At 42.0% G+C, this 26,131-nt stretch carries 13 protein-coding genes and 1 tRNA gene; 10 read left to right on the top strand and 4 right to left on the bottom strand.

Annotated features, from left to right (window positions below):
* The first annotated feature begins 111 nt into the window (after nt 1-111).
* The 3 genes from M3629_RS02375 to M3629_RS02385 are packed head-to-tail and all read left to right on the top strand — an operon-like array spanning nt 112 to nt 2,063.
* Nucleotides 112-876, top strand: a complete 765-nt coding sequence (locus M3629_RS02375) for a manganese efflux pump (RefSeq protein ID WP_186809562.1) — start codon at nt 112-114, stop codon at nt 874-876.
* 30 nt (nt 877-906) lie between these two features.
* On the top strand, nt 907-1,503 hold the full coding sequence (coaE, locus tag M3629_RS02380; protein WP_251502745.1) for a dephospho-CoA kinase: 597 nt from the start codon (nt 907-909) through the stop codon (nt 1,501-1,503).
* Nucleotides 1,500-2,063: a lytic transglycosylase domain-containing protein gene (locus tag M3629_RS02385; protein ID WP_090920282.1), complete on the top strand. Its 564-nt coding sequence runs from the start codon at nt 1,500-1,502 to the stop codon at nt 2,061-2,063. The genes coaE and M3629_RS02385 overlap by 4 nt, the downstream gene beginning before the upstream one ends.
* Before the next feature lie 98 nt (nt 2,064-2,161).
* On the opposite strand, the gene M3629_RS02390 is transcribed toward M3629_RS02385, so the two are convergent.
* Nucleotides 2,162-2,383 (bottom strand): alpha/beta-type small acid-soluble spore protein, encoded by a 222-nt coding sequence (locus M3629_RS02390; protein WP_017689472.1) that lies wholly within the window; start codon nt 2,381-2,383, stop codon nt 2,162-2,164.
* Nucleotides 2,384-2,498: 115 nt separating this feature from the next.
* Between M3629_RS02390 and nrdR the strand changes: the two genes are divergently transcribed.
* Together nrdR and M3629_RS02400 are read left to right on the top strand one after the other, a co-directional pair.
* The gene (nrdR, locus tag M3629_RS02395) at nt 2,499-2,966 is read left to right on the top strand and encodes a transcriptional regulator NrdR (RefSeq protein ID WP_090920285.1); all 468 of its coding nucleotides are present in this window, start codon (nt 2,499-2,501) and stop codon (nt 2,964-2,966) included.
* 205 nt (nt 2,967-3,171) lie between these two features.
* Nucleotides 3,172-3,244: transfer RNA gene (locus M3629_RS02400), tRNA-Ala, on the top strand.
* Between the two features lie 592 nt (nt 3,245-3,836).
* Here M3629_RS02400 and M3629_RS02405 read toward each other — a convergent pair.
* Nucleotides 3,837-3,995 (bottom strand): hypothetical protein, encoded by a 159-nt coding sequence (locus M3629_RS02405; protein WP_251502746.1) that lies wholly within the window; start codon nt 3,993-3,995, stop codon nt 3,837-3,839.
* A 741-nt stretch (nt 3,996-4,736) separates the two neighbouring features.
* Nucleotides 4,737-4,847, bottom strand: a complete 111-nt coding sequence (locus tag M3629_RS28590) for a putative holin-like toxin (protein ID WP_353056715.1) — start codon at nt 4,845-4,847, stop codon at nt 4,737-4,739.
* Nucleotides 4,848-5,647: 800 nt separating this feature from the next.
* Between M3629_RS28590 and M3629_RS02410 the strand changes: the two genes are divergently transcribed.
* The 4 genes from M3629_RS02410 (at nt 5,648) to M3629_RS02425 (ending at nt 13,520) form a co-directional block, all read left to right on the top strand.
* Complete coding sequence (locus tag M3629_RS02410) at nt 5,648-6,322, top strand: hypothetical protein (protein ID WP_251502747.1); 675 nt, start codon at nt 5,648-5,650, stop codon at nt 6,320-6,322.
* A gap of 592 nt (nt 6,323-6,914) precedes the next feature.
* Complete coding sequence (gene avs4 / locus M3629_RS02415; protein ID WP_251502748.1) at nt 6,915-11,630, top strand: AVAST type 4 anti-phage nuclease Avs4; 4,716 nt, start codon at nt 6,915-6,917, stop codon at nt 11,628-11,630.
* A 193-nt stretch (nt 11,631-11,823) separates the two neighbouring features.
* On the top strand, nt 11,824-12,786 hold the full coding sequence (locus M3629_RS02420; protein ID WP_251502749.1) for a helix-turn-helix transcriptional regulator: 963 nt from the start codon (nt 11,824-11,826) through the stop codon (nt 12,784-12,786).
* A 107-nt stretch (nt 12,787-12,893) separates the two neighbouring features.
* On the top strand, nt 12,894-13,520 hold the full coding sequence (locus M3629_RS02425) for a type 1 glutamine amidotransferase family protein (RefSeq protein WP_154886718.1): 627 nt from the start codon (nt 12,894-12,896) through the stop codon (nt 13,518-13,520).
* 180 nt (nt 13,521-13,700) lie between these two features.
* Here M3629_RS02425 and M3629_RS02430 read toward each other — a convergent pair whose 3' ends face one another.
* Entirely contained in the window at nt 13,701-17,342 is a 3,642-nt protein-coding gene (locus tag M3629_RS02430; protein WP_251502750.1) for an S-layer homology domain-containing protein, read from the bottom strand.
* Between the two features lie 400 nt (nt 17,343-17,742).
* Between M3629_RS02430 and M3629_RS02435 the strand changes: the two genes are divergently transcribed.
* A complete protein-coding gene (locus M3629_RS02435; protein WP_251502751.1) occupies nt 17,743-26,076 on the top strand; it encodes an immunoglobulin-like domain-containing protein in 8,334 nt (2,777 codons plus the stop codon).
* The last annotated feature ends 55 nt before the right edge of the window (nt 26,077-26,131 follow it).

Genomic DNA, 26,131 nt, shown 5'->3' on the forward strand with positions numbered 1-26,131 from the left:
CATAGCACCCTTGGATTCCTCCCTCCATATACTGATATGGCAGAAATAAGCGGGCATATACCCATACTGACATCATCAGTTGGCACGTACCGCACAGGGGAGGAATCCGGGGTGCTGCATCATTTTATTTCATTACTGGCGCTTGCTTTTGCAGTGAGTTTAGATGGTTTTGGAGTTGGAATTACATATGGACTTCGGAGGACCAAGATTCCGCTCTTATCCATTGCTATTATTTCGCTTTGTTCGGGATTGGTAATCGCGTTATCTATGCAGGTTGGTGTGCTCTTATCTCATGTTGTGTCCCCAGAAGTAGCTTCAATTGTGGGGGCTGTCATTCTCATTGTGATTGGTGCGTGGTCGCTTTTGCAACTGATCAGGCGGCGGGGCAAAGAACGTGAGGAAGCAGAGAGTGAATTGGTGCAGGAGAGATTGCTTCAAGAAAATGGAACAACGGAATCGGGGCTTTCATCCAGAAGCAAGAATCAATTAATGGTTCTGGAAGTGCAACCTTCGCCAACGGATGGTTCGGTGGAGCGCATGGTATTTACACTGGAATTGCGCAAGCTGGGTGTGGTTATTCAAATTTTGCGCAGCCCGTCCAAGGCGGACATGGATAACTCAGGCAGTATCTCCGCACAGGAAGCGATGTGGCTCGGAATTGCGCTGTCACTGGATGCCTTTGGTGCAGGTCTGGGTGCGGCATTGCTTGGATTCCCTACGCTGTGGACAGCACTGGTGATTGCTTTGTTTAGTGGGGCGTTTCTGTCACTTGGCATGAAGGTAGGATTACGGTTTGCAGCACAGCGCTGGATGCAGAAACTCTCAGTTCTGCCGGCCCTGCTGTTAATGATTATGGGAATATTCAAGTTGTTTTGAGGAGTAATAAAGCTGTTATGAGGTGAGACGATGAATATAGGCTTAACGGGCGGAATCGCAACAGGCAAAAGCAGTGTTTCCGCCTATCTGGCCAGTAAGGGAGCGCTGCTCATCGATGCAGATGTTATTGCCCGGGAAGTTATGTTGCCTGGGCATCCCGTTTTGGCTGCCGCTGTTCAGCGGTTTGGACAAGCTATCTTGAATGAGGACGGAACACTGAATCGGAAAAAGTTAGGGAGTATTGTTTTTCAGCACCCTGAGGAACGTAAAGCGCTTGAGGCCATCACTCATCCGGCGATCCGGAAGGAAATGCGTGAGAGAACGGCTGCATACGAATTGAAACATCCGGACAAGCTGGTGGTGTCGGATATTCCTTTGCTGTACGAGTCGGGCCTTGAGGAAGGTTTTTCGGAAGTTATGGTCGTATATGTACCTAGAGCAGTACAACTGGAGCGACTGATGAACCGGGATCAGATGACCCAGGCTGACGCCGAAGCACGCATTGCGGCTCAGATGGATATTGAACGCAAAAAAGAGCGGGCAGATATCGTTATTGATAACAGCGGATCATGGGCTCAGACGGAGAAGCAGCTTGAATTATTTTTAACGCATAAGGGTTTATTATGAAAATATTGCGTAAAAAACGTGTACTGCTGATCATGTTTGTTTCCTTTGTACTTGTGTTATTTCTAAATACGAACTGGATGGCCTGGTTTTATCCGATTGAATATAAGGAAGAGATTCGGGCGCAATCCCAAAGTTATGAGGTTGATCCGTTTCTGATCGCTTCGATTATCAGGGTGGAGACCAATTTCAAGACCAGTAAAGAATCCAAACGTGGTGCGATCGGACTGATGCAGCTCATGCCGGATACGGCGAACTGGATTCTGGAACAAGCCAAAATTCCGGATACTTCGCTGGAGGAATTGAAACATGAACCCGGGCGAAATATTCAACTGGGGACATGGTATCTGCGTAATCTGTCAGACCAGTTCGGTGGCAACGAAATTGTGATGATTGCCGCTTATAATGCAGGACCGGGGAAGGTCAGCAGCTGGTTGAAAAATGGTGTATGGGATGGCACGCTTGAAACGGTGAAGGATATTCCTTTTGGCGAGACACGCCACTATGTACAACGGGTTATTTACTATTATAATCAGTATGTGAAGATCTACGATACGTTCTAAAGCGATTGCTCGGAAAAAGATAAGGAGAAGCACTGAGCAGACCGGTAGTGTACCGGCCGCCCCATGCTCCTCTGTGTAACGTATTACGATGCAGATAATTATTGGTATTGACCTGCCAATTGCTGTTCTGCAATTGTTACCAGACGCTTCGTGATGTATCCACCGATCGAACCGTTCTCGTAAGAAGTCATGTTACCTTGGTACCCATCTTGTGGGATGCTGATTCCGAGTTCTTGAGCTACTTCATATTTCATTTGCTCCAGGGCTGCGGAAGCTTTAGTTACAACCAAGTTGTTGGAGTTACCGTTGCTTTGTGCCATTGCTGTTCACCTCCTCGCGGGTTGGTAAAAGTATTATGTGTCGCGAATGCGATTTTCATTACAAAATATGCTCAGGGAATATGTGGTAAAAAGTAAAAGTGGGAAGTGATCTAAGTTGAAATGTCCTTATTGTGGTTATTTAGGTACCAAAGTGTTGGACTCCAGACCAGCGAATGAATCGAAATCCATCCGCCGCCGTCGCGAATGCGAGCAGTGCGCGAGAAGATTTACGACCTTTGAAATGATCGAAGAAACCCCTTTGATCGTCATTAAGAAGGACGGCAGCAGGGAAGAGTTCAGCCGTGACAAAATTCTCCGTGGTTTGATCCGTGCGTGTGAGAAGCGTCCGGTCTCTGTAGAAACGCTGGAGATGATGGTATCTGAAGTGGAGAAGTCACTGCGTAACACAGCTGAAGCTGAAGTGGAGAGCCGCCAGATCGGCGAGCTGTTAATGGAGCAGCTGTTTCCGGTTGATGAAGTGGCGTACGTGCGATTTGCTTCTGTGTACCGCCAGTTCAAAGACATTAACATGTTCATGAAAGAACTGAAATCACTGCTGTCCAAAGAAGATCTGGAGGACTAATGTAGTGGGGGAAAAGGAGAAGAGCAATCCGGAGCTGCATCTGGTATATGCCATGCCGTGTGTGCCCGTAACATGAATGTTCTTCTCCATAGATTTCGGTGCTTCAGAAGGGTATTGACAGTCCAGAAGGGATTTTATATGATATAGAAGTCGCCTGTAAAAATTAGTTTTTAGCAGTGCTGGACAAGATGTAACATCATATCCTGGGGCCTTAGCTCAGCTGGGAGAGCGCATCGCTGGCAGCGATGAGGTCAGGGGTTCGATCCCCCTAGGCTCCATACTCGTAGAGAATCCGCTGATACAGCGGATTTTTTCGTTTGTCTAGACGTTGACTGTTACCGTGGACACCTCGCAGATATGCGCTCCACGCATCGCAGATATACGCGCCTAATCCCTCGTTTTCTTACCGTAATTATTATCGAAGGAGACGGTATGGAATGGATAAACGAAAAGGAAGAACAATTAAGAGCGAGCGCACATTGACGCGCTTACAACATTCGTTAGACTATTTGTTCAATTATTACTACCAGGCGAAGAAGTCAGAAGGGCGCGCGGAGAATACGTTAAAGACATACGTACAGAATTACAATTACTTTTGTGAATTTTTGGATGAGCGTAAGATCATTCGCGACATTCGGAATATCAACGTTGAAGTAGGACGTGATCACATAATTTGGTTACGCGATGAAAAGCGGAGATTTAGTGATAACTGTAACGTTCCGGAATCTGTTCGCACTGTGGGACTGCTTCCGAAATCAATTAACATACGCATTAAGATTTTCTTCGTTTATTTACCGCCGAGCGCTTCGCACGCATCTATTACATTCTTGAATGCCTTCTTTTCTGCACTCGTAATTTTGTGCGGTCATCTTAGTATTGTTGTCCGCTATAACGGAGTATGGCCTTGTCTGACGCGATAATTGTACGGATCATATCGAGATCATCCGCCGATGGAGTCACATCGTACCTTTCCCATATGCCTCCTACGTCGTAATCGCGGTCAACTCCAGAGAACCCTGGGGTGATCATATACTTATCGTTTCCAGACCGGAAAATGTATTGATGAAGAGCTAATCATCTGCGGCGTATTGTATTTTAAAACGTAAAAAGGGATCTTGACCTTCCTTGACTCCTATGTATAAGACGTTGTTAGTATTGACATACTTAGTTGTGGATTTGTCGTAATATTTACATAGTTGGACAGCGCCTTATTGATATTCGCTTCGCGCGTTTGTTCCGCTTTCTTGACTTCTGCGGCCTCCTTAGCGTTGGCTTCGTTTTGCTTTGCGTCAATCTTGGCGATTAGTTTTTTAACTTCATTGATTTCTTTGACGTCCGGGTAATCAAATATTAAGCTTTCTAAGACTTTCTTTGCGACTGTTCGTAACCATCTTTAATGTCTGTCTTTGCGCGCGCCAGTACAATAGCGGCATTTTCCTTCTTAATCTTCGATCGTTTCTAATTTTTGTTCTGCAATCGCTTGTTCCGCGGTGTTTACGACTGATTCAACGTCATTTTTGGTAGTCTGAGGTGCGGTTGTAGTTGCTGCGCATCCTGTCAGCAGTAACATTGCGAGTATAGTAGTCCATACTGGCTTCATTGCACGCCCCATTATAGGTAATATTGTCCGAATTATATTGGGTGTGTGGGAAGAACACAAGGAAAAAGACGCAGCCTGTTTTTGACTGCGCCGATGGTATTGCATGAATTGGCGGTAAAGGTTATGCTATTTAAGAATGATTGACACGGTAGCTACTCTTGGCGGGGGAGCTACCTCTTTTTTGCGTGTAAAAAGAAAATAACTGAAGTAATGAATGCCAACATTGCAAAAATTAATATTCCGAAGTTCAGCATTACATCAAGTGCTTCGTACGTGCTCATCTCATCACCACCTTTCTCGTAAATTAGTTTAACTGACCAATTTATATTCTGCTACAACTTTTAGTAGGGGGCTTATTTTTATTGACATTATCTAAAAAATATGGTATTAAAAAAGGCGGTTAACTGATTTAATTAAGTATATATCTGCTTAAACGCAGTGAATGAAATAATTATAGAAACTTTTTTGTTTTATTTTAAAATATTTTTAAAGTTTTTTTAATGCCATAGCTTCAAGACCTCCAATTCATTTCTAACCCTCAACACTTTTGTAGTATACATGGATAAAATTTTTCTTTCAAAGCGTAAATTAGGCGACTAAGTATTTTAACAACGATTGCTTACGATGCTCCAAGTTTGTTCAAATACTTCTTAAAGTTTTTAAAAATCTTTCTCCACTCAGCGAAGTGAGTTTATTTTTCCAAACATTTCAGCGATGTGCTAAACAGTCTCGAAGCAGTACGATCTTCTCGATGCTCTGAATTTCTTAGAATTTCATTCTAAGAATGATCTCGCTGATGAAAGGGGTCGAAAAAAGTGTCACATAAGCAGGGGATTTGCACCAATTTGTTGAAGTATTGAGAGGCGAAGGCACATCCACCCACAACGAAAGGACTGCGTCTAATAAATCCTCTAACCTCTGATACGCGCAAATGGACCGCACGCCTATCGTTATATTTATGGGCGCGGAGCTCGTTGGAAGCGGTGTGGATATAAAGGAGATGAGTTTTAAGATTAAGGGCGAGAAGTATTTGGGCAGAGTCTGTACGTTTAAAAATGCGAGATAAAGGGAGAAGGAACATTTGATAAACAAAGTTACAAAGTATTTATATATTGCTTTTTTGTCTTTAGCTAGTCTGTGTTTACTATGTCTACTTCTCGCACTGATTCGTCTTATTCTTCCGAAGGTCAGCTTAACAGATTGGGACCTTCTGGCTTTTACAGGGTCTATGATAGCTGCAGTAGTTACTTATATGGGTATCCGGGCTCCTATCCTATCGCAGCGTAAGGACCAGTTAATGACTCGTTATTCGTCAATTATTAAAGTACTGACTCTGTACTCTAAGAAGACACGCAGAATAATTTTCATGACCGAGTTTTACAATTCTCTCAAAGAGCACGAAATCACCAAGGAGAGATTACAGGAACAAGCCACTGTGATTAAGGAGTACATAGAAAATGTTTCTGATTTGTTTGCAGAAATTGTTAACGATGTAGACTTACTAACTTTTGAAAACATAGAGTTCAAGATAAGGTCTTTATATGGGTTTATCAATCACTACGAGGCTATTGATACTCACATACAAAACTATGATTCTGATAGCTTTTTCGTTTTTGATATAAAAGACTACCTTAAACAGTCAAAAGAGCTTGAGCAGTATTTAGTTGTTTACCAACAGAGTCTACTTGTTAAGTATAACGAGATCAGGAATAGATCAGTTTTCAGGCTAACGGACCCATTTAAGGATATAATTTAATCACAGAAATAACCGCAAACCCTACGTACGGACTGAGTTATTTCGCGTTCTCTCCGTCGATTCCTCTTGCAGAAGCCCCAACACGCTGACTCTACGGTAATTCCACGTGAAAAAGACGCAGTTTATAAGCCACGTCTAAAATTTTTGAAATGAATCAATTTTTAGAAGGAGCGGCTAGGATAAGCCCCAATTTTCTTCGAAGGTACTGATTACATTTTCATCCCATATTTCTATCCCAAACATTTCTTTATTAGAGATTTGTTCTATTTCTAAAGCATTATCTATGAAGGTATCGTACAATTGCTCTAACTCTGGATGCTCTCCAGCTATGGCTAACACAAAGTGAAAAGGAACACAGTATAAGAATACGGATTTCAGCTAACACAGAGTTTATATCTCTAAGTTCAATTTCATTTATTATTAAAAATTTGCTGTATGTTTCATCCTCGTTGAGAATATAGTACGCGTCAAAGTCGAATGGATACCCTAATTCTACTTCTGCTATGTTCCTTTTTCATAGACATTATTTATAATAGAAAGTAATTATTGGAATCATTATACTTGAACTAAAGACTATGATGGAGGGAATAATGTGATAACTAAACCGGATTGGAATATATTTAAAGCGAAGTTTAGTGAGAATCCGCAAAGTAATTTTGAATGGTTTTGTTACTTACTCTTTTGTGTTGAATTTAAATTGCCTTTAGGTATTTTTCGTTACAAGAATCAGTCCGGTATTGAAACTAATCCTATAATCCATGAAGACGAAGTGATTGGATGGCAGGCAAAATTTTATGAGACCACATTATCTTCGCACAAAGTTGATCTAATAGAGATGTTGAAAAAAAGCAAAGGTAGCTACCCCGATTTAACGAAGATTATCCTTTTTACTAACCAAGAATGGGGACAAGGGAAACTTCAAAGTGATTCTGAGGTAAAACTCGCGGTAGAGGAAGAAGCTGAAAAACAGGATATTCAAGTTGAGTGGAGAACAGCAAGTTATTTTGAATCCCCTTTTGTGACAATAGAAAATAATTTAATAACTCGTTACTTCTTCAGTCTACAGAAGAACATAATGGATACAATCACAGATATGAGGAGGCATACAGAGTCTTTACTGTTGGAGATCCAAACGTCAATTATTTTCAATGAGCACATTATAGAGCTGGATAGGAGCGAACTTCTGCAAAATCTGAATGCTGATTTGGAGCAAAACTCAATATTAGTCTTAAGTGGAGAAGGCGGGGTTGGAAAAACAGCAGTTATTAAAAAACTATACAGTGATTTTGGTAATAGTATCCCCTTCTATTTAATGAAAGCAAATGAGTTTGAAGTTGCCAACGTTGATTTATTATTTAGTAATACCAGTTTAAAGGATTTTATTGATGTTCATCACAATGATAGCAAGAAAATATTTGTAATAGACTCTGCTGAAAAGCTAATGGATTTAAATAATCATCATCCATTTAAAGAATTCCTTTCAGAAATACTTCAAGCTGAATGGAAGGTTATTTTTACTGCAAGAAGCCGATATTTGGTTGATCTGGATATTCATTTCATTGATCACTTCCAGTTAAGACCTTCTAGAATATATGTTAGTAAATTAAATCATGAGGAACTCGGATACTTAGCGGGAAATTATAATTTTGATCCTCCAAATGACTATAAATTGCTGGAGTTGATTACAAATCCATTTTATTTAAATGAGTATTTGAAATTTTATACTGAAGGCAGCAACATTGGATTTTTGAAATTCAAAGAACTCTTATGGAATAGAATAATTAAAAAAGCAAAGCCATCTAGGGAACAATCTTTCTTACAAATTGCGTTCAAAAGAGCAAACGAAAATCAATTCTTTCTGACATTGGATTCTAATGATATTAATATGGATGCTCTTGTTAATGAAGGAGTACTTGGTTATGAAGTGGCAGGATACTTTATTACTCATGATATCTATGAAGAATGGGCTTTAGAAAAAATAATAGAATCTGAGTTTACTAAAAAGGAAAGTAACATTAACTTTTTTGAAAAAATAGGTGATTCTTTTGCAATTCGTAGAAGCTTTAGAAACTGGATGTCAGAGAAGCTTTATCTTGAGAATGATTCTGTAAAAGAATTCATTGAAGAAATAATTGATGACGAGCAAGTAATCGGTTTTTGGAAGGATGAAGTAATGATTTCAGTATTACTTTGTGACTACTCCCAATATTTTTTTGGTTCGTTCAAGAGATTGTTTCTGGATAAAAATAAAGAATTATTGCAAAGAGTCTCTTTCTTGTTACGGATTTCTTGTAAAGAAGTAGACGATAGTTTTCCACAGATGGGCTCTAAGAATATCGATTTTTTATCTATTGAATATATCTTTACTAAACCGAAAGGGAATGGATGGAAAAGCCTGATTCAATTTGTATATGATAACTTGGACGAAATAGGATTAAAAAATGTTGGTTTTATATTACCTATTCTTCATGATTGGAATACAAAATTCAGGCAAGGAGATACTACGAGATTCTCAGGTCTAATCGCTCTTAAATATTATCAATTGATAATCCAAGAAAAAGTATGTATTTCTCGCAATGAGGATTTTAAAGATAAAATATTAGAAATAATTTTGTATGGTGCTGGAGAGCTTAAAGAAGAGTTAGCAAATATTTTTGATGAAGTATTAGCTAACAAGTTTAAAAATTATAGAGCACCTTACTATGATCTGAATGAAATGATACTGACTAAAACATTTGTGAATATTGAGGTTGTCAAAGCATTCCCAGAGTATGTGTTAAAACTAGGAAATTTGTTTTGGTTTCGTTCGAGTGAAAGAGATGACAGATTCCAATCGGATTTAGGTATTGAAGAAGATTTCGGGATTGATAAAAGGATAGATAATTATTTCCCAGCAAGCGCATACCAGACTCCAATATATTGGTTGTTAAAAACAGAATTTACTCAAACAATTAATTTTATTTTAGATTTTACTAATAGGGCAGTAGAATGTTTTGCGAAATCAGGACGAAATGAAGTTACAATTATCGAACTCCGTATAAGAGATTACAATAATGAACAGTTTTTTTGTGATAGGCTATGGAATGTTTACAGAGGAACTCAGGTCGCACCTTATGTTCTGGAATCAATGCATATGGCTTTGGAGAATGTATTTCTTGAGATGGCTAAAAATATAGATACTAAAGTATTGGAAGAATGGCTTTTTTATTTACTAGAAAACTCCAAATCATGCTCTATAACTGCAATTGTAGTAAGTATTGTTTTGGCATATCCGGAAAAAACATTTAATGTTGCAATCAATTTATTTAAAACTAAAGATTTATTTTTTTTAGATACACGTAGAATGGTTCTTGATCAATCTGCCAAATTTAATTATTCCATTGGATATGGATTAAACTATAGTTCTAAGCTTTATCAGGACGAACGTATTGAAACCTGTAATGCCAAGCATAGATCAAAGAGTCTCGAACATATTGCCCTTGAATATCAATTTTTCAGAACTGAAGGGATTGGTGAAGAGGAAGCAGAACAAAGACAAAATGCAATTTGGGATGTTTTAGATTCACACTACAAGGAATTATCTGAAGTATTAGTTGAAGATGAGTGTACAAAAACGTGGAGGCTTTATTTGGCGAGAATGGATAGAAGAAGAATGAGTCCTACTTTAGAGGAAAATGATGGAAATGTTATTATAAACTTTAATCCCGAATTAGAACCAGAGGTTCGTGATTATAGTGAAACTTCAATAAGGCAAAATTCTGAAAAGATGAAGTATACTTCGTTAAAGCTTTGGGCGCATTATAGAATTAAAAATGAAGATCAGTATAAGAAGTACATCAGTTATGAGGATGATCCTAAACTTGCACTTAAGGAAGTACGGGAGATTATTGGAGAGTTTGAACGGCTCTCTGAAACAGAGCATTATGAATATGAAGAATTCTTTCTAATGAATCATTCAATTCCTGCAGAGGCTTCTGCTGTGTTATTTAGGGATTTTCGTGATGTGCTTACTGATGAAGATAGGAATTTTTGTAAATTGATTATATTGGAAGCAGCCACTTCGTCGTTCAGAGAGGGCTACCAGTACCAGATTTCAGATGGAGTGGAATCTGCGATTTCAGTATTGCCTATACTTATGCAAGAATTTCCCAATGAAAAAGACGTTTTAAAATTTATTTTGTTAATGATACTTTTTGACCAGAATAGTATTGGTCAGTATGCTGACTTTTCAGACTTCTCCGTTAATGCAATTATAAAGGATTTGTGGGATTTGAGTTTCGAAGATGCCCACTCTATTTTAGTTGGGTATTTGTTTTTAGTACCCAAATATAATTCGGTTCGCGAAAAACTTCTTAAAGAAAGTCACAAACAAAATAGATATCGCCGTTTGAGTGAAAATGAAATAATTGAGATTTTGGCGTGTGATTTTGAAAATGATATAGAAAGAATTACAGCAAACAAAATTACGCTAAATGAACTGGAAGCAATTAACGAGTTAGATTTAAGCTACTTGATAACAGCTTTTCAATTAATCCCATTAGGAACTGATACTCCTGAACATATACAAATTGCACAAGATATAATATCTAAATTTGCAACAGAGGTAAAATCAGATAGAAGAGAGGATAGAATAGATTACTCTGTTAAACATGATTTTTTAGTCAAATTCTCAAACTTGGTTTTAGGCTCAGCTGAAACGCATATACCGTTGTATTTGAAGCCATTTATTGAAAATTTTAATAGCTCAAAGGTTTTCGCGGAACTGCTTGATCAGTTTATTATTGCTGAGGATACTCTTAATACTAAATATAATTTTTGGAAAGTATGGGATTATTTTTTTGGGAAAGTAGTTGGTATCGCTAAAAAGGGAGAAGAGTATTGGTATGCTGGTGATATAATAAAAAGCTACCTGTTCGCAAATGCCCCATGGAAAGAAACAGCAACGGAGTGGCGAACCTTTCGTGAAGAGGACAAAAGATTTTTTAAAGAAATCTGCAAAGAATTAGGCCACTGCCCCTCTACTTTATATGCACTGTCCAAGCTCTTAAATAGTATTGGCATCAACTACTTACTCCCAGGAGTAGTCTGGATTTCAGAAATGTTAAATAGAAATGAGGTGTTATGGAACTCAGAGTTAGATAAAAATACCATATTTTACCTAGAGTCTATCATGAAAAAATATATTTATAAACAAAGAGAAGACATAAGAAGAGGAAAGAAACAAAAGCAGGAGGTTTTAGTGATCTTGAATTTCTTGGTAGAAAAAGGTTCTGTCGTTGGCTATATGTTGAGGGAGAGAATTCTATAGGACAACACTTGTTCTTTGTTCTATAATCATATTTTTCATTGCCGCGGCGTACATTTCCTGGTCAGGAGTTCGATCCCCCTAGACCTCATAAGAATTTGATGAAAAACGGCAGAGATGTCGTTTTTTTTGTTTTTGTGAAAATCAATTGACGTATCTGGAATTCTTAATATGATGAAATGGAGGAGGATTGCTTATGCCAAAAAAAGATAATATGTTGGCCATTCTATGGATGTTGAATTCGGGAGAGAAATGGACTGCCAAACAAATATCCGAAAAGTTAGAAGTCAATATAAGAACCGTTTATCGGTACATTGATGCACTATGTTCTAGTGGAGTGCCCATCATATCCGACGCAGGCCATCATGGTGGATATAGTCTGCTGAATCATTTTATCAGAGCGCCTCTGCTATTTGATATGGAAGAAAAAAAGACACTTCTTCATGCTGCTGTTTTTGCAAAAGAAGCCGGATATCCATTGAGTGAGACATTAGAGAATGCGACAGCCAAGTTGAAAATGTATTCGAATGAGCAACAGGAGAGCACACTAAACCAACAATTATCTGGATTTGAAGTGATAAACCGCATGGCCAGCCCTTCGAGTCAGCTCGTATTAGCGGAATTGGAGCATGCTGTTGAAAAGGAAATCACTGTAGAGATAGATTACCGTACAAACCATGAAGAGATGCCAAAGAACAGGATGATAGATCCCTATGGGATCGTTTACTGGAACAATAAATGGCATACAGTTGCATTTTGCCACCGAAGAAATGAAATACGAAGTTTCCGGGTAGATCGGATTTTAATGATCAAGCGTACTCAACTAATCTTTACACGTCCTGAGGCTTTTTCTAGCCGTGACTTTTTTATGAAAAACCTGTTACCTGATCTTGTGGGGAAGGAAGGGTTAATTTCTTTAAAGATCGAAGGCAGGCAGGAAGCGTTAGACGAACTAAGCATGCATTGGTTTTTAGGCCATCATCTGCAAGAGCGAACATCTAATCAAGCCATCTTTTTATTTGAGGAAAAATCCATTCATAATTCTGTCCCTTATTTTCTTCTATCCTATGGTACATCCATTCGAATCATCGAACCCCAGCGTGTGAAAGACAGGCTTGTTGCTATTGCAGCAGAGTTAATGGAATATTATCAACAATAATAGCTTCACTGACAGCTGATGTCAGTGAAGCTATTTTATAATGAGATAGTCAGTGATTATCGATGCGTTGTAGTCCTTGATAGATAAGAAAAGGGGAGAAATTCAAAATGAAAAACACAGTATATCTTTATGTTTTTGACAGCATGTCCGATTGGGAGATAGGTTATTTAACTGCTGAGCTGAACTCAGGAAGATACTTTAGAAAGGGACTGGCTCCAGTACAAATCGTTACTGTTGGGCTCGAAAAGACTCCGGTAATTACAATGGGTGGGTTGAAAATAACACCTGATATTACAGTGGATGAGTGCAACATTACAAGCGTAGATGCATTGATTTTACCTGGGGGAAACACATGGACAGAGGATATTCACAGGCCCATATTAAAATTTGCCGAGATGTGTTTACAGGAAGGGATCGTAGTTGGAGCGATTTGCGGAGCTTCCATAGGACTTGCTCAAGCAGGCATGTTAGATTCCCGCTCGCATACAAGCAATGATCTGGCGTATCTTAAAATGATTTGTCCGTCTTACACAGGCGAAGAATATTACAAATTGGACGTTGCTGTTACGGATGGAAAACTGATCACCGCTTCCGGAGTAGCTCCACTTGAATTTTCTGTTCATGTTTTAGGAGCGCTAGATGTATTTTCTCCAGAAACATTAGATGCATGGTATCGTCTTAATAAAACGCATGAACCTCAATATTTCTACGCGTTAATGAATTCAATCCAATGACCGCTCCGTTCAAGAGAAACGCCATCACTTCGATGTGATGGCGTTTTTTGATGGATTGCTCCGTAAGTCTGTCTTCTTATCGGAAGTGAAAGAAAAGACGTGTTCTAAAATGGTCCTCTACAACGGAGGACTTTAGGTATGTTGCTTAGCCAGAAGGAGCGTATCATCCTGTACGCGCTTTCAATTATGCGAGTGTTCGATGAACCTTACAAAGAGAGTAGCTGCTTCGGAGCGGGTAGCAGTGGCTTTAGGAGCAAAGAGATTGTCCGAATTGCCTAATACAATACCGTTGCTCCGCATCACCTTAACGGCCTCCAATGCCCATGAGCTTATCTCATCCTCGTCGGTGAAGGACTTAGACTGGCTTTCAGGTATTTGATAGCCCTTGTACTGCATGTAGTTGTAAAGGATCACTAACATCTGCTCGCGAGTCATCTGAGAATTAGGGTCAAACAGATTGGCGTTTAAACCGTTGACTATGCCTTTTTCTGTCGCCCACTCGACTGCCGCCGTGTACCATTGTCCGTCCGTCACGTCGCTATAGCGGGAACTCCCATAGTCGGTATGTTTTACGTTCTCCAGATTGGCTAGTACCTGCACGAACATTGCACGTGTCATTCCGGTGCTAGGTGAGAACGATGTAGAAGTCGTGCCGTTGAAAAGGTTGTATGTGTAAGCGAAATTTACGTTACTGTAGAACCAGTCATCCATGGTGGTATCCCTAAAAGGATTGCCCGATCGCACGAGGAAGCCGAGTGAGGTGGTATCATCGAATGCAAGCACCGTAGCCTCACGGATGTTTAGCGACAAGCCGTTGTTTAAGTCGACTTTTGCTCCGTCCGGTCCTATCAATATGGTACCGTCGTCACGTATCTTTGATCCTTCATGGATGAGCAATTGATTGTCGTTTGGTAGGTTCACGTTGGCTACTTTGCCACCCACAGTGACCGTACCGTCTTTCTCGATTGTCGATCCACCAGAAATGATCACTGTGCCTTTGCTGCTAGGTAGCGTCACTTGGGCGATCTTGTCCGCCGGAATAGTCACCTTACCGTTAGAGTCTATCGTTGTACTCTCTGGTACCGTGATCTCGATCTCGCCTTTGGTTGAAATCTTGCCGCCACCGGGCAGGGTGGTAATTCCATTTTTGTCCGTGACAGCGGGTTTATCCTTCGGTGTATTCACAGTGTAGCTCGACCTTGATATTCCGTTATCTGTCCCGGTGCCCGTAATGTCGGAGTTGCTTGTGTTACCAATGTTGCTTGTATTACCGGTGTTGCCCGTACTGCCAGTATTACCGGAAGTTCCACCAGAACCAGGCACGGTAGGAGTTGTCGCCGCTGTTGGCATAGCCGTCACACTGATCTCAGCTCCATCGCCCTTCGCGTTCAACGCGATGATCTTGAAGCTGTAGCTTTGGCCGTTTGTCAGGTTATTGAAAGTATATTTGGTCTCCGCCGCATCCAATGTGACTGGCGGTAGGTTGCCATACCATACCTTATAGCCTAATATCGCGTTACCACCGTTGTCAGCAGGAGCAGACCAGCTCAAGGTGACCCGTCCGTCACCTACTGTCGCCTTGAGTCCACTCGGCGCACCGGGCGCAGCCGGTTTTCTTTGTGCGAACATCCAATCAAAGACATCTCTGTAGTCATTGTTCCAGGCCGGCAAGTTAGAGGATTGTGCCGTGGGAGCTATACTCCAAGTTCCCATCGTTATCTCGTTGTAGAGAACAGCCGCTTCAACTTCATGCGCTATATAATCCGCCAGAACAGGTGTGTTGGCAGGATTAGGTCTCAGATTAGGCTGATCAAATTGATTGTACGGCCACGTAAGTACCTCATTACTCTCAAAGCGGGAAGCTCTCGCGTTAATCATTTTTGGCATATTAGTATTGATGTAGTTATTGAGATTAGACTGGTAGCTACCAACATTATGAGCATTTAAAAACATCCAATAGGCCAGGTTGTTGTGAGCATCATTGGCGTTAGCGTTCGGTGAACCGCTTACCGGGGCCATCGGTGCGGCAGCAGCGAAGAAGCCGGGATAGCTGTTCACTAAGTTGTTCGTATACTGTCCGCCCCAGGAGAAGCCTGCTGCATAAACACGGTTAGGATCTACTTCGCCGCTAGCGATCAAGGCGTCAATGACCTTTTTAACATCCTGTGTGGATGGAACAGAAACGCCATTATAGGAAATATTCAGGATATGGCTGGCGTACTTTTCAGGATTCTGGGCCATTTTTTTCATTAGAGCGACGGAGCCGTTGGCAGATTTCATGGCCGCTTTTTGGTCCGCCGCAGCGTTTGTGCCGCCGCGTGACATGCCGTGGGTATACACATACAGCGGTAATCCTTTCATCACGTTACCATCTTCATCCTTGTGAAGGTAAAGCGAGCGATTGACTGAGTTATCCGCGAATGTTGTGAACTTATCAAGGATTGGATTCACAACTTTTTCCTGTTCAAAAACTACGTTTTGAAGCGGATTTCCTTCGGTCAGTACGATCTCACCCTTTGGGATGAGGGTGTAAATCTGTTTTGTAGAGTTACTGCTGCCATCCAGTGTTGTATTGCCGCCGCTTTGTGAATAAAACTCAGACTCAACGACGATGTAGCGGCCGCTCGCCAGTCCGTCCTGATAATCTGGCGAATTGCTTACCGGCCCCACATAGCCTCGAACCTTAGGTTCATCATTAGCATATACCCTTGTGATCTTGCGTGGTCCTTCTAAGGTAACCGCTTCACCATTCAGGGTAGTGTTCCTAGCCGATAAGGCGAACAAGTCCGGATTAAGCGCGGAGCCTAACGCCGTATTCCCCTCACCTAAGTCGATGATAACAGCCGTTGTGTACTCGCCACTGGCGAAGTTGTCATTCCATACGATAAAGGGGAGTATCCTCGCGTCCGGATCATTTTTGAATGTCACATGAATGATATGATCATCTTCAATATTCGTAAAGGTATAAGTGCCAGCAGAGGGTGTCACGATCTTGCCGTCAACCGTTACCGTATCCACAACTTTACCGGAATCGGGGGTAAAGGTTATTTCTTTGTCGGAGCCCCGATCCACTCTAAGCACCTCGCCGGGTGGGTTCGACATGATTGAGCCGCCTGGTCCGGCAGTTGCAGTGATTGTTAATCTAGTGTCCACTTCATTCGCCGGGATGAGCTGCAGGCTGTCTGTAAATGAGTCAGAGCTGGTATAAGCCGCGTCGGGAATTCCAAAAGAGGAAACGACTTCATAGCGGTCACCGCCGTTTTCTGTCGAGTTATTGATATAGACCTCGAAGGTAAGATTTCCCTCCTGTAAGTTCAAATCTCTTTTGGGTATTCTCATCTCCACGATATATCCGGTTTCCGTAATCTGGGTCCATGCAGCTCTGCCTGGAGCGGCCTGCCCTGAAAACACACCCGTCGCGCTGACACGCCATTGGTTCGAGCCACTGCTTCCATTACCAACATAAAACTCCAGACTGTCGTACCGGTGGTCTCCACCGGCTCCCTGATATAGATTACTGTCATTCACAACTACGCGGGTATACAGGAACTCGTGATCCCAAAGGATTCTGGCTGTGCCCGTGGCATGGGGTCTTGGGTCGGTGGGCACAGTGCTTTTGTTGATGTGATGCTCCATGGTTTGGCTCCAGAGGGGGTCGTTTGAACCAAGTTCGGGAGTACCAAAAATGGAGGTCTTTGTTTCATTCGCTTCTGCTGAGCTCTCAATGTTGTCACTGTCGGCAGCGTAGCTCGTAGGCATTAGCGAAGCCACCATTACCAAGCAACAAAGGAACGCGAGCATTTTTCTAAATCGTTTTGGCATAGATGCAATCCTCCTTATTTTTTGATCCGGTGCGCTCATGGTTTACTCGCATCCGTATTTGGAAGCGTTATCAAGTCGACATGCGCCCAACTATATATATTATGTTTATCCGGGGTTAAACCCTTTAATTTGAATGTAGAGTATATTTTGGAATAATAACGATTCCTTCGAGGTATAGGGACAACGTTTCAGTCCAAATCAAATTTCAAATTGAAATAAAAAAGTTCACGTTATTAACATGATAGTACATTGAATTGAAATATCGGAACACGTAATATGAAAAAATGTAAGCGTATTCATTTTGGGGTGATTCTCTAGTTTCATGAGTGAAGGGGTCTTGGTTTGAAAGCGAGCTATGGTTTTGTGTGCTTTTTGAATATTCAATGAGGGGAAGAATGCTATGCGAAAGCGAATGACAAACATCACTTTGGTTTTACTGCTGACCTTCAGCAGCTGTTTTAGTTGGGGTATGCCGTTTAACAATCAAGCTTCAGCTGACCCGATTACACCAAGGATGTTGGCGCATTATCCATTGCTTGAGGATGTATTGGATTCATCAGGCAATGGCAAGCATGGGACGGCTGTAGGCAACATTACGTATGACGATGGCCTTACTCTACCGGGAGGGACGGATAGTACTACGAACTACGTGCAACTTCCTACGGGCTTGTTTGATCATCAAGAAAACACAACGATCTCTGTATGGATCAAGAGTAACACTGGACGCGGGAACTACGCAGCCTTATTCTACGGTACGCCAGCAGCTGAAAATAAGTTGCCAACGAATTACTGGCTGTTTAATCCATCCAATCCAAGTGGTGAGTTTAAGTCCGTATTTACAGATCGCAACAATGTTGACCAGCCTTGGACGACGGAGTTAGGCGTATCAGGCCCTTCTACGTCACAGTACGAAGGTCAGTGGGTTCACTATACAACGGTCATCACAGAAGGCTCTATAACAGGTTACATTAATGGAGTAAGTATAGGCACTGTCGCCAAAGAGAAAACAACCGCAAGCTTTGGTACAGATTTGCAAGCTTACATCGGTCGCTCCAATTATTTAGCAGATGCTACTTTTGCCGGTAGCTTTCAAGATTTAAGAATTTACGGAGAGGCACTAAGTCGTGATGATATCGCTGAAGTATACCAACAATCGTTCGATGAAAAGCAAGTACAACAAAGCAAAAAAGAGCTAACGTTAGGTGATGTATCTGCCGTTACCGAATCACTTGAACTTCCTTCTACCAATACGTATGGCGCATCGATATCGTGGACTTCCAGTGATGAGAGTGCGATTAGTGCAGCGGGGGAAGTATTTTTACGAGAAATAGAGCAACAAGTGACGTTAACGGCAACCATTTCTTTAGGTGGAAGCCAAGCAACGAAGGCGTTTATCGTGACCTTGTTACCCGAGGATAGTTCTATTGAGCAGATCGACGTTAAAAGTGTTTCGCTCAATGAATCTACACTTCGTTTATCGGTGGGCGCCAGCGAGACACTACTGGCTACAATCTCACCTGCGAATGCAACGAATAAAAGAGTTATCTGGACATCTAGTGATTCCAGTGTAGCAAATGTCGATTCGGTGGGTAATGTTACAGCGGTTAGTGAAGGGACAGCTACCATTACGGTACAAACGGAGGATGGAGGCTATGTGGCTGAATCATCCATTACCATTACGGTTCAAGATAAGTCGCTAAATGATGATCTGATTCTTCATTACAACATGAAAACCACTGCAGAAGTAGATGGTCAACTCGTACTGAAGGATGTCGCCAACAAACAAGTTACATTTGATGGAATATTTAAAAATGCAAATAATGGACAATTCATTTCTAACCGTGAGGTTGGTTTTATTTCCTTCAATGGTGGAAGCTCTACATCGAATAGTGGATATGTTGAGATTCCTAAGGGCTCAAATGGAAGGGATCTATTGCAAGGTCTGAATGAGATTACCGTATCTTCCATCGTGAACTGGACGAATGATGGTACGAATCGCTGGATCTTCGGTTTGGGTACGGTGTTAACTCCAGAAACGAACAAATATTTTTTCGTAACCCCACGTCACGGTAGCGGATCAGGAAATATGATGGCTACAGGTATATCCAAAAATGGCTGGCCGAACGAAGCATTAGTCACAGGCAACGCAAACTCCAATCTGATCGCTGGACAGTGGAAGCATGTAACGGTGTCCTTCTCCGAAGCCAGCAACACGATCACATTATTTGTGGATGGAGTCAAGGTTGCTTCAGGTAATACGAAGGGACTCAAGCTGTCAGACATCATTAATCCAGATTCTACGTTCTCTGGATTTATCGGCAAGTCCATCTTCGCGAACGATCCATATCTTCAAGGAAGCATAGCTGATTTCCGAGTATATGACCGTGCGTTGACGGAGCAAGAAATGGGCGAGTTATATCAACAAGAAGCCGTAACTCACATCTCGAAAATACGTCAGCTTACTGTTGATGATGCAGCGAATCAACTTAGCATGGATCATTACTTGGACGAAGCAGATCAGAGTGCGGATAAGATAACGAAAAACGTTACTTTACCGACAAGCGGTAAAAACGGAGTGAGTATCACCTGGAGTTCCAGTCAGCCGACAGTTATTTCTAGCAGTGGTGCTGTACAACGTCCAAATGCTCAGTCAAGTGATGTTCAAGCAGAGCTAACGGCTACATTAACGTATCAAGGCGTGTCTACATCGGCTGTATTCCCTGTTACGATCTTGAAGCAATTTGATGACCAGCAGAAGGTTGATCTGGATGCTGAACAATTAGAGATCTACAATACAGATAATATTAAAGGCAACTTACGTCTTATGACTAAAGGTGTGCAAGGCTCCACTATTACGTGGACGTCTAGTAAACCTAATGTTGTTAAAGGAACGGCTGAAGCGGCTAGTAATACTACACAGCTAGGGTGGGTAAGCCGCCAAGCTACGGAGGTACCCGTTAAGTTAACAGCCACAATTACAAATGGCTCAGCTTCTAAAGAGCGTACGTTTGATCTTACCGTTAAAAAAGCAGCTGCGCCAGTACAGCTTGATGCGTACTTCTTTGCATACTTTACAGGTGAATATGAGGGTGGTGAAGAAATTTCCTTCGCTACGGCCGAAGATCCATTGTACTGGAAAGCGCTCAATAATGGGAAGTCGATCCTTCAATCGAATATGGGTGAAAAGGGACTTCGTGATCCATTCGTTATTCGTTCAGCAGAAGGTGATAAATTCTATATGCTGGCAACCGATTTGAAAATGGGTGAAAGTACGAATTTCGACCAGGCTCAAATTACGGGCAGTCATTACATGATGATCTGGGAGTCGGAGGATCTCGTCAACTGGAGCGAGCAACGAATGGTCAAGGTTGCTCCCAAGACAGGAGGAAATACGTGGGCACCAGAAGCGATCTATGATGCTGCAACCGGAGAGTATATCGTATTTTGGGCATCATCGATGAAAAATACAGAGACATACGGTGATTATAACGGGAGACCCGCAGGTCAGTACAATGTGATGTACTATGCAACAACACGAGATTTCTATAACTTTTCAGAGCCAAAGGTCATGATTGATGAGTCACTTCCAACCATTGATACGACGTTTATTGAGCATAACGATATGTTGTATCGATTTACCAAATCAGAAGTCAATACCAAAGTGTATGTGGAGAAAGCGCCAAATTTCTACTATGACAAGGACGGTATTGCTGCCAATGGCCTTCAATACGACGCTGTTCCGGGTACACGTGATAACAAACTTGGCTTGATCGGAAAAAATGGAAACAATGAAGGACAAACGATTTTTAAAGATATTCATCAAGACAAATGGTATTTATTCCTGGATTCATGGCCTTATCATGTACGATATACAACCGATTTGGATAGTAGCACGCAATATATAAACAATGTATTAAGCAGTGATCAATATGCACTTCCGCCAGGACCAAGGCACGGAACGGTGATTCCAATCTCACGTGCGGAGTATAATGCTTTGCAAGAGAAATATGCTTTGAAGGGACCCGCACCATCAACAGACCCGGTTGTACATTACTCATTCGATGCAAATACAGTGAATGGTACAACGTTGAACGACATTTCGGGAAACGGCCATCACGCAACACTGGTAGGTGGAGCAACGATTAATGAAGAGGATCACATCGGTAGAAAGGGCGCTTCGCTAGAGCTTAATGGATCTACGGGATATGTGAAACTGCCAGATAACCTGATTCAATCTTTGAATCTGAAGAAGGCTACGTTCTCTACATGGGTTCAAATGGACAAAAATCAAGCCAATCAGAGAATATTTGATTTTGCTTCCGAAACAGGCAGACAAGTTAACCGCAACACCATGTACTTGAGTACTCAAGGAGATACAGGTAGTCTGGAGTTCGCTGTCGTAACCCCTTTTACAGAAAAATTTAGCAATGACAGCACGAAACTCGGATCAGATTATAAATACGCATTGCGAAATACTGGACTATTACCAACGAAGACTTGGCAACATGTTGCCGTTACTATGGATGAATTTGAAGCAGTACTGTATGTGAATGGGAAAGAGGTTAAACGTAGCTCGACATTTAATGTTGAACCGAGAATGTTACTGCAAACAACGATGAATTACATTGGCAAATCCAGAAATAGTTCTGATCGTTTGTTTGTTGGTAAATTGGATGATTTCCGTATTTATAATCGTGCATTATCCGTTCAGGAGATTGCAGCATTAGCAGATGAAGACGTTACTCCTCCAGTAGAGCAGCCATCCGGAGCTGAGCTCATTCTGCACTACGATATGAATGATATCGATCGTGCGACTGCGACAGTAATTGACCAAGCCGGAAAATTCAACGGGAAATGGATGAATCCGTCTAAAGCAGAATGGATTCGTACAGATGATGCTGGTGTGCTGAGCTTTAACGGGGGCAGAACGGACTCCTATGTAGAACTGCCACAAGGAATTCTCGATGGATTAACGGATATCACGGTTTCATCGATTGTGAACTGGAGCGGTAAAAACGCTGCGGAGTGGTTGTATGCACTAGGAAGACCAAATAATAATACGCACTACACGTATTTCACACCACGTTATAATGCTAACGGTTTTGCCCGTCTAGGAATAGCAACGAATGCCTGGAATAATGAGTCTTCAACTTCTACCACGGGCTTGAAGAATAATGAATGGAAAGTAGTTACGACGGTTGTTTCAGGCAAGGATGGTACGCTAACCATTTATATAGATGGTGTTGCTGTTGCATCAGGCTCAACGAATGGAATGACGCTAGAACAAATAAAAAATACTTCAGGCAGCAGCGGATACATCGGTAAGTCATTTTATCCGGCTGATCCATACTTCGGCGGGTTAATTGCAGACTTCCAAATCTATAATGGTGCTATGACTGCGGCAGATATTACAACCCTTAAGGCTCGTGCGGATCAGAAAATTGCTTCAATGAAGGGCATGCTTGTATCGGCTGCGACAGAGAAATTAACAATTGATGAATTGCTTGCTTCGAATACATCCAAAGATGCGATTACAAGCGATGTAACCTTGCCCACTTCAGGTGCTTATGGCACAACAATAAGCTGGACAACGGATAAGAGCAATGTGATCTCAACTACAGGTGTCGTGACTAGACCAGATAACTCAACTGGTGATCAAGTTGTAACGTTAACAGCGGTATTTACAGATGGTACAGAGACAACGAACAAAACTTTTACGATGATGGTTAAAGCATTGCCGAGCGATGCCAATGCTGTAGATGAAGCAAAAGCGGCATTAGTTGTTCATAACATTCAGGATGTAAGAGGTCATCTCTCCTTACCGGCATCTGGATTATATGGATCAACGATTACTTGGACTTCGGCTCAACCAAACGTCCTTTCAAGGACTGGTGAAGTGCAACGTCCGATCCATGGTAGTGGAGATGTAGACGTGAAGCTTACAGCTACGGTTACCTTAAATTCAGCATCCACTACGAAGGAGTTTATTGCCAAGGTCAAGGAACGGCCTGCTGATGTAAAATATGCAGGATACTTCTTCACCTACTTCACTGGGGAAGGTACTTCAACTGGTGAGCAAGTTTATTTTGCACTAAGTAACGGTAATGATCCGTTGAACTGGCGAGAATTGAATGAGGGTAAACCTGTACTGACCTCTACCTTAGGGGAGAAGGGAGTACGTGATCCATTCATTATTCGTTCGCCTGAAGGCGACAAGTTCTACATGATCGCCACCGATCTCAAAATCAACGGTAATGGTAACTGGGGCAGAGCACAGACATGGGGCAGTCGTTCCATTATGGTGTGGGAATCGAATGATCTCGTCAACTGGACAGATCAACGCATGGTAGAGGTTGCACCGGAAGAAGCGGGTAATACCTGGGCACCAGAAATCATGTACGACAAGACAACAGGTGAATATATCGTATTTTGGGCATCAAGAATGTTTGATGATGCATCCCATACCGGTAACGCTTATCAACAAATGATGTATAGCAAGACAAGAGATTTCTATACGTTTACTGAACCGAAAGTATATTTGGATTATGGGTATTCCATCATTGATACCACAATGATTGAACATGATGGAAAAGTGTATCGTTTTACGAAGGATGAACGAGACAACGGAGTTACTGCTCCATTTGGCAAGATGATTTTCCAGGAGATGGGTGACTCGATCTTAGATCCAACCTTCAAGATGATTAATCAAGGTGTGGGTAACATGAAATGGGTTGAGGGGCCAACCATCTTCAAATCGAATACAGAAGAAAAGTGGTATTTATTCGTGGATGAGTTTGGTGGAAGAGGTTATATTCCATTCGAGACAACCAATCTTGCATCAGGCGAGTGGACATTATCTTCTATATACAACTTACCCGCTAGTCCGCGTCACGGAACGGTCATTCCGATTACACAAAGTGAGTATGATGCACTCAGTGGGAAGACGGTACCGGTTAGCGGAATTAGCTTGGACAAAACGACGTTGTCCATCGTAGAAGGTCAATCAGGGCAATTGACAGCTACGATCACACCGGCAAATGCAACGAAAAAGGCAGTAAAATGGAGCTCAAGTAATCCAGGTGTAGCGACTGTAAGTGCGACAGGTCGAGTAACAGCGGTGGCACCAGGAACAGCAAGCATTACAGTAACTACAGTAGATGGTGGTATATCATCCAGCGCTACAGTAACGGTGACACCACTGGTTGAACCGACTGCGCCAGGAGAAGTGACCGGAACAAGCGTAATAGCTGGTAATCAGAAGCTTACTTTGAAATGGAGTAATCCTGCAGAAAGCGATCTGGTCGCTATTAAGATTACAGGTCATGGAAATACAGAGTTTAAGACGGTAACGCTGAATCATGCGGCTAGCAGTTATGAAGTCACAGGACTTGCAAATGGCACGCGTTATGAATTCCGTATTACTACGATAAACGTAGCGGGGCAAGAATCCGCAGGGGTTGTGGTATCGGGAACACCACATGCACCAAGCAGTGGTAATGGAGATGGTGGCGGTAGTGGTAGTGTCGGTAACATCCCTGCACCTACAGTACCACCAGCTTCTACAGGTGGAAGTGAACCGGTGGTGATGGGCAACGGTCAGATAAACATTAAGCCAGTTGTTAATGAGAACGGTGCTTCTATAGTGAAGCTAAGTCCTGATACAGTGAAGCGTGCACTTGATCAAACGACAGGTGATAAGCTACAGGTACAACTTGAAGGAGATCAAAGCTTGAACGAGTTAAGCGTTGAGTTAGCGGTAGATCCCCGCTTAACAAGTGCAACTTCTAAGGTAGATCACATCGAGATTAACACAGGATCAGCAGTCGTAACGTTGGCTACCGAACGGCTTGGAGCAGAAACAAGCGCAGGGAAAACGTTAGGATTGTCGATCAAGAAAATAGCGGCTAATCAACTGCCAGTTGGTACACAAGTTAGGATGAATGGTGAGGTCGTATATGATATCAAGCTAACGATAGATGGTACGAAGCTTACGGCGTTTGATGGTAGAGATGATCTCGTGATTGCATTGCCATATACGCTGAAGGCTTCTGAGGATCCAAACAACATCATCGTATACGATGTAAAGGGCAACGGAGAGCTAAGAGTTGTGATGAATGGTAAATACAATGCAGGAACAGGTCAAGTAGAGTTCAAACCAACGGATCTAAGTAAGTATACGGTAGCGTATGTTGCAACGAGCTTTCAGGATGTGACCCAAGGCTGGGCGAAAGATGCGATCTCGGCATTGGGAGCAAGAGGAGTCGTAAAGGGTGTGGGCGATGGCGAGTTTAATCCGAAAGGTCAGGTGACAAGAGCAGAATTCATCACGATGCTGATGAATGTGTTGGAGTTATCGGATGAGAGCGAGGCGGCAAGCTTTAGTGATGTGAAACAAGGAGAATGGTACCATGGAAATATCGCAATCGCGCAGAAGCTGGGGATTGTGAACGGGAAACCAGATGGTAGTTTCGGAGTTCATGAGAAGATTACGCGTGAAGATATGGCCGTTATGGTATACAAGGCGATCCAATTGAAGCAACTAAAATTACAAGATCGTGAAGCTAGAGCTTTCAAGGATAAAGCAAACATCGCAAACTATGCGAAGCAAGCGGTAGAGATAATACAAAGAGCAGGCATCATAAACGGTATAGGTAACGATGAGTTTGCACCAAAGAAAACGGCTAACCGTGACGAAGCAGCCGTGATGATCTATAATTTATGGAGTTTGATGTAAGCTTGTTAAATATAGGGTATCTACGTGGACTCAAGACGAAGCGGTTAACCTACTA

Source organism: Paenibacillus polysaccharolyticus, assembly GCF_023714295.1.
GTDB classification, from domain to species: Bacteria; Bacillota; Bacilli; order Paenibacillales; family Paenibacillaceae; genus Paenibacillus; species Paenibacillus polysaccharolyticus_A.

Bases quoted from the DNA above. Each gene is read 5' to 3' on its own strand.
- coaE (WP_251502745.1), top strand. From the start codon at position 907: ATGAATATAGGCTTAACGGGCGGAATCGCAACAGGCAAAAGCAGTGTT.
- M3629_RS02385 (WP_090920282.1), top strand. From the start codon at position 1,500: ATGAAAATATTGCGTAAAAAACGTGTACTGCTGATCATGTTTGTTTCC.
- M3629_RS02390 (WP_017689472.1), bottom strand. From the start codon at position 2,383: ATGGCACAAAGCAACGGTAACTCCAACAACTTGGTTGTAACTAAAGCT.
- M3629_RS02405 (WP_251502746.1), bottom strand. From the start codon at position 3,995: ATGATCACCCCAGGGTTCTCTGGAGTTGACCGCGATTACGACGTAGGA.
- M3629_RS28590 (WP_353056715.1), bottom strand. From the start codon at position 4,847: ATGAGCACGTACGAAGCACTTGATGTAATGCTGAACTTCGGAATATTA.
- M3629_RS02420 (WP_251502749.1), top strand. From the start codon at position 11,824: ATGCCAAAAAAAGATAATATGTTGGCCATTCTATGGATGTTGAATTCG.
- M3629_RS02425 (WP_154886718.1), top strand. From the start codon at position 12,894: ATGAAAAACACAGTATATCTTTATGTTTTTGACAGCATGTCCGATTGG.
- M3629_RS02430 (WP_251502750.1), bottom strand. From the start codon at position 17,342: ATGCCAAAACGATTTAGAAAAATGCTCGCGTTCCTTTGTTGCTTGGTA.
- M3629_RS02435 (WP_251502751.1), top strand. From the start codon at position 17,743: ATGCGAAAGCGAATGACAAACATCACTTTGGTTTTACTGCTGACCTTC.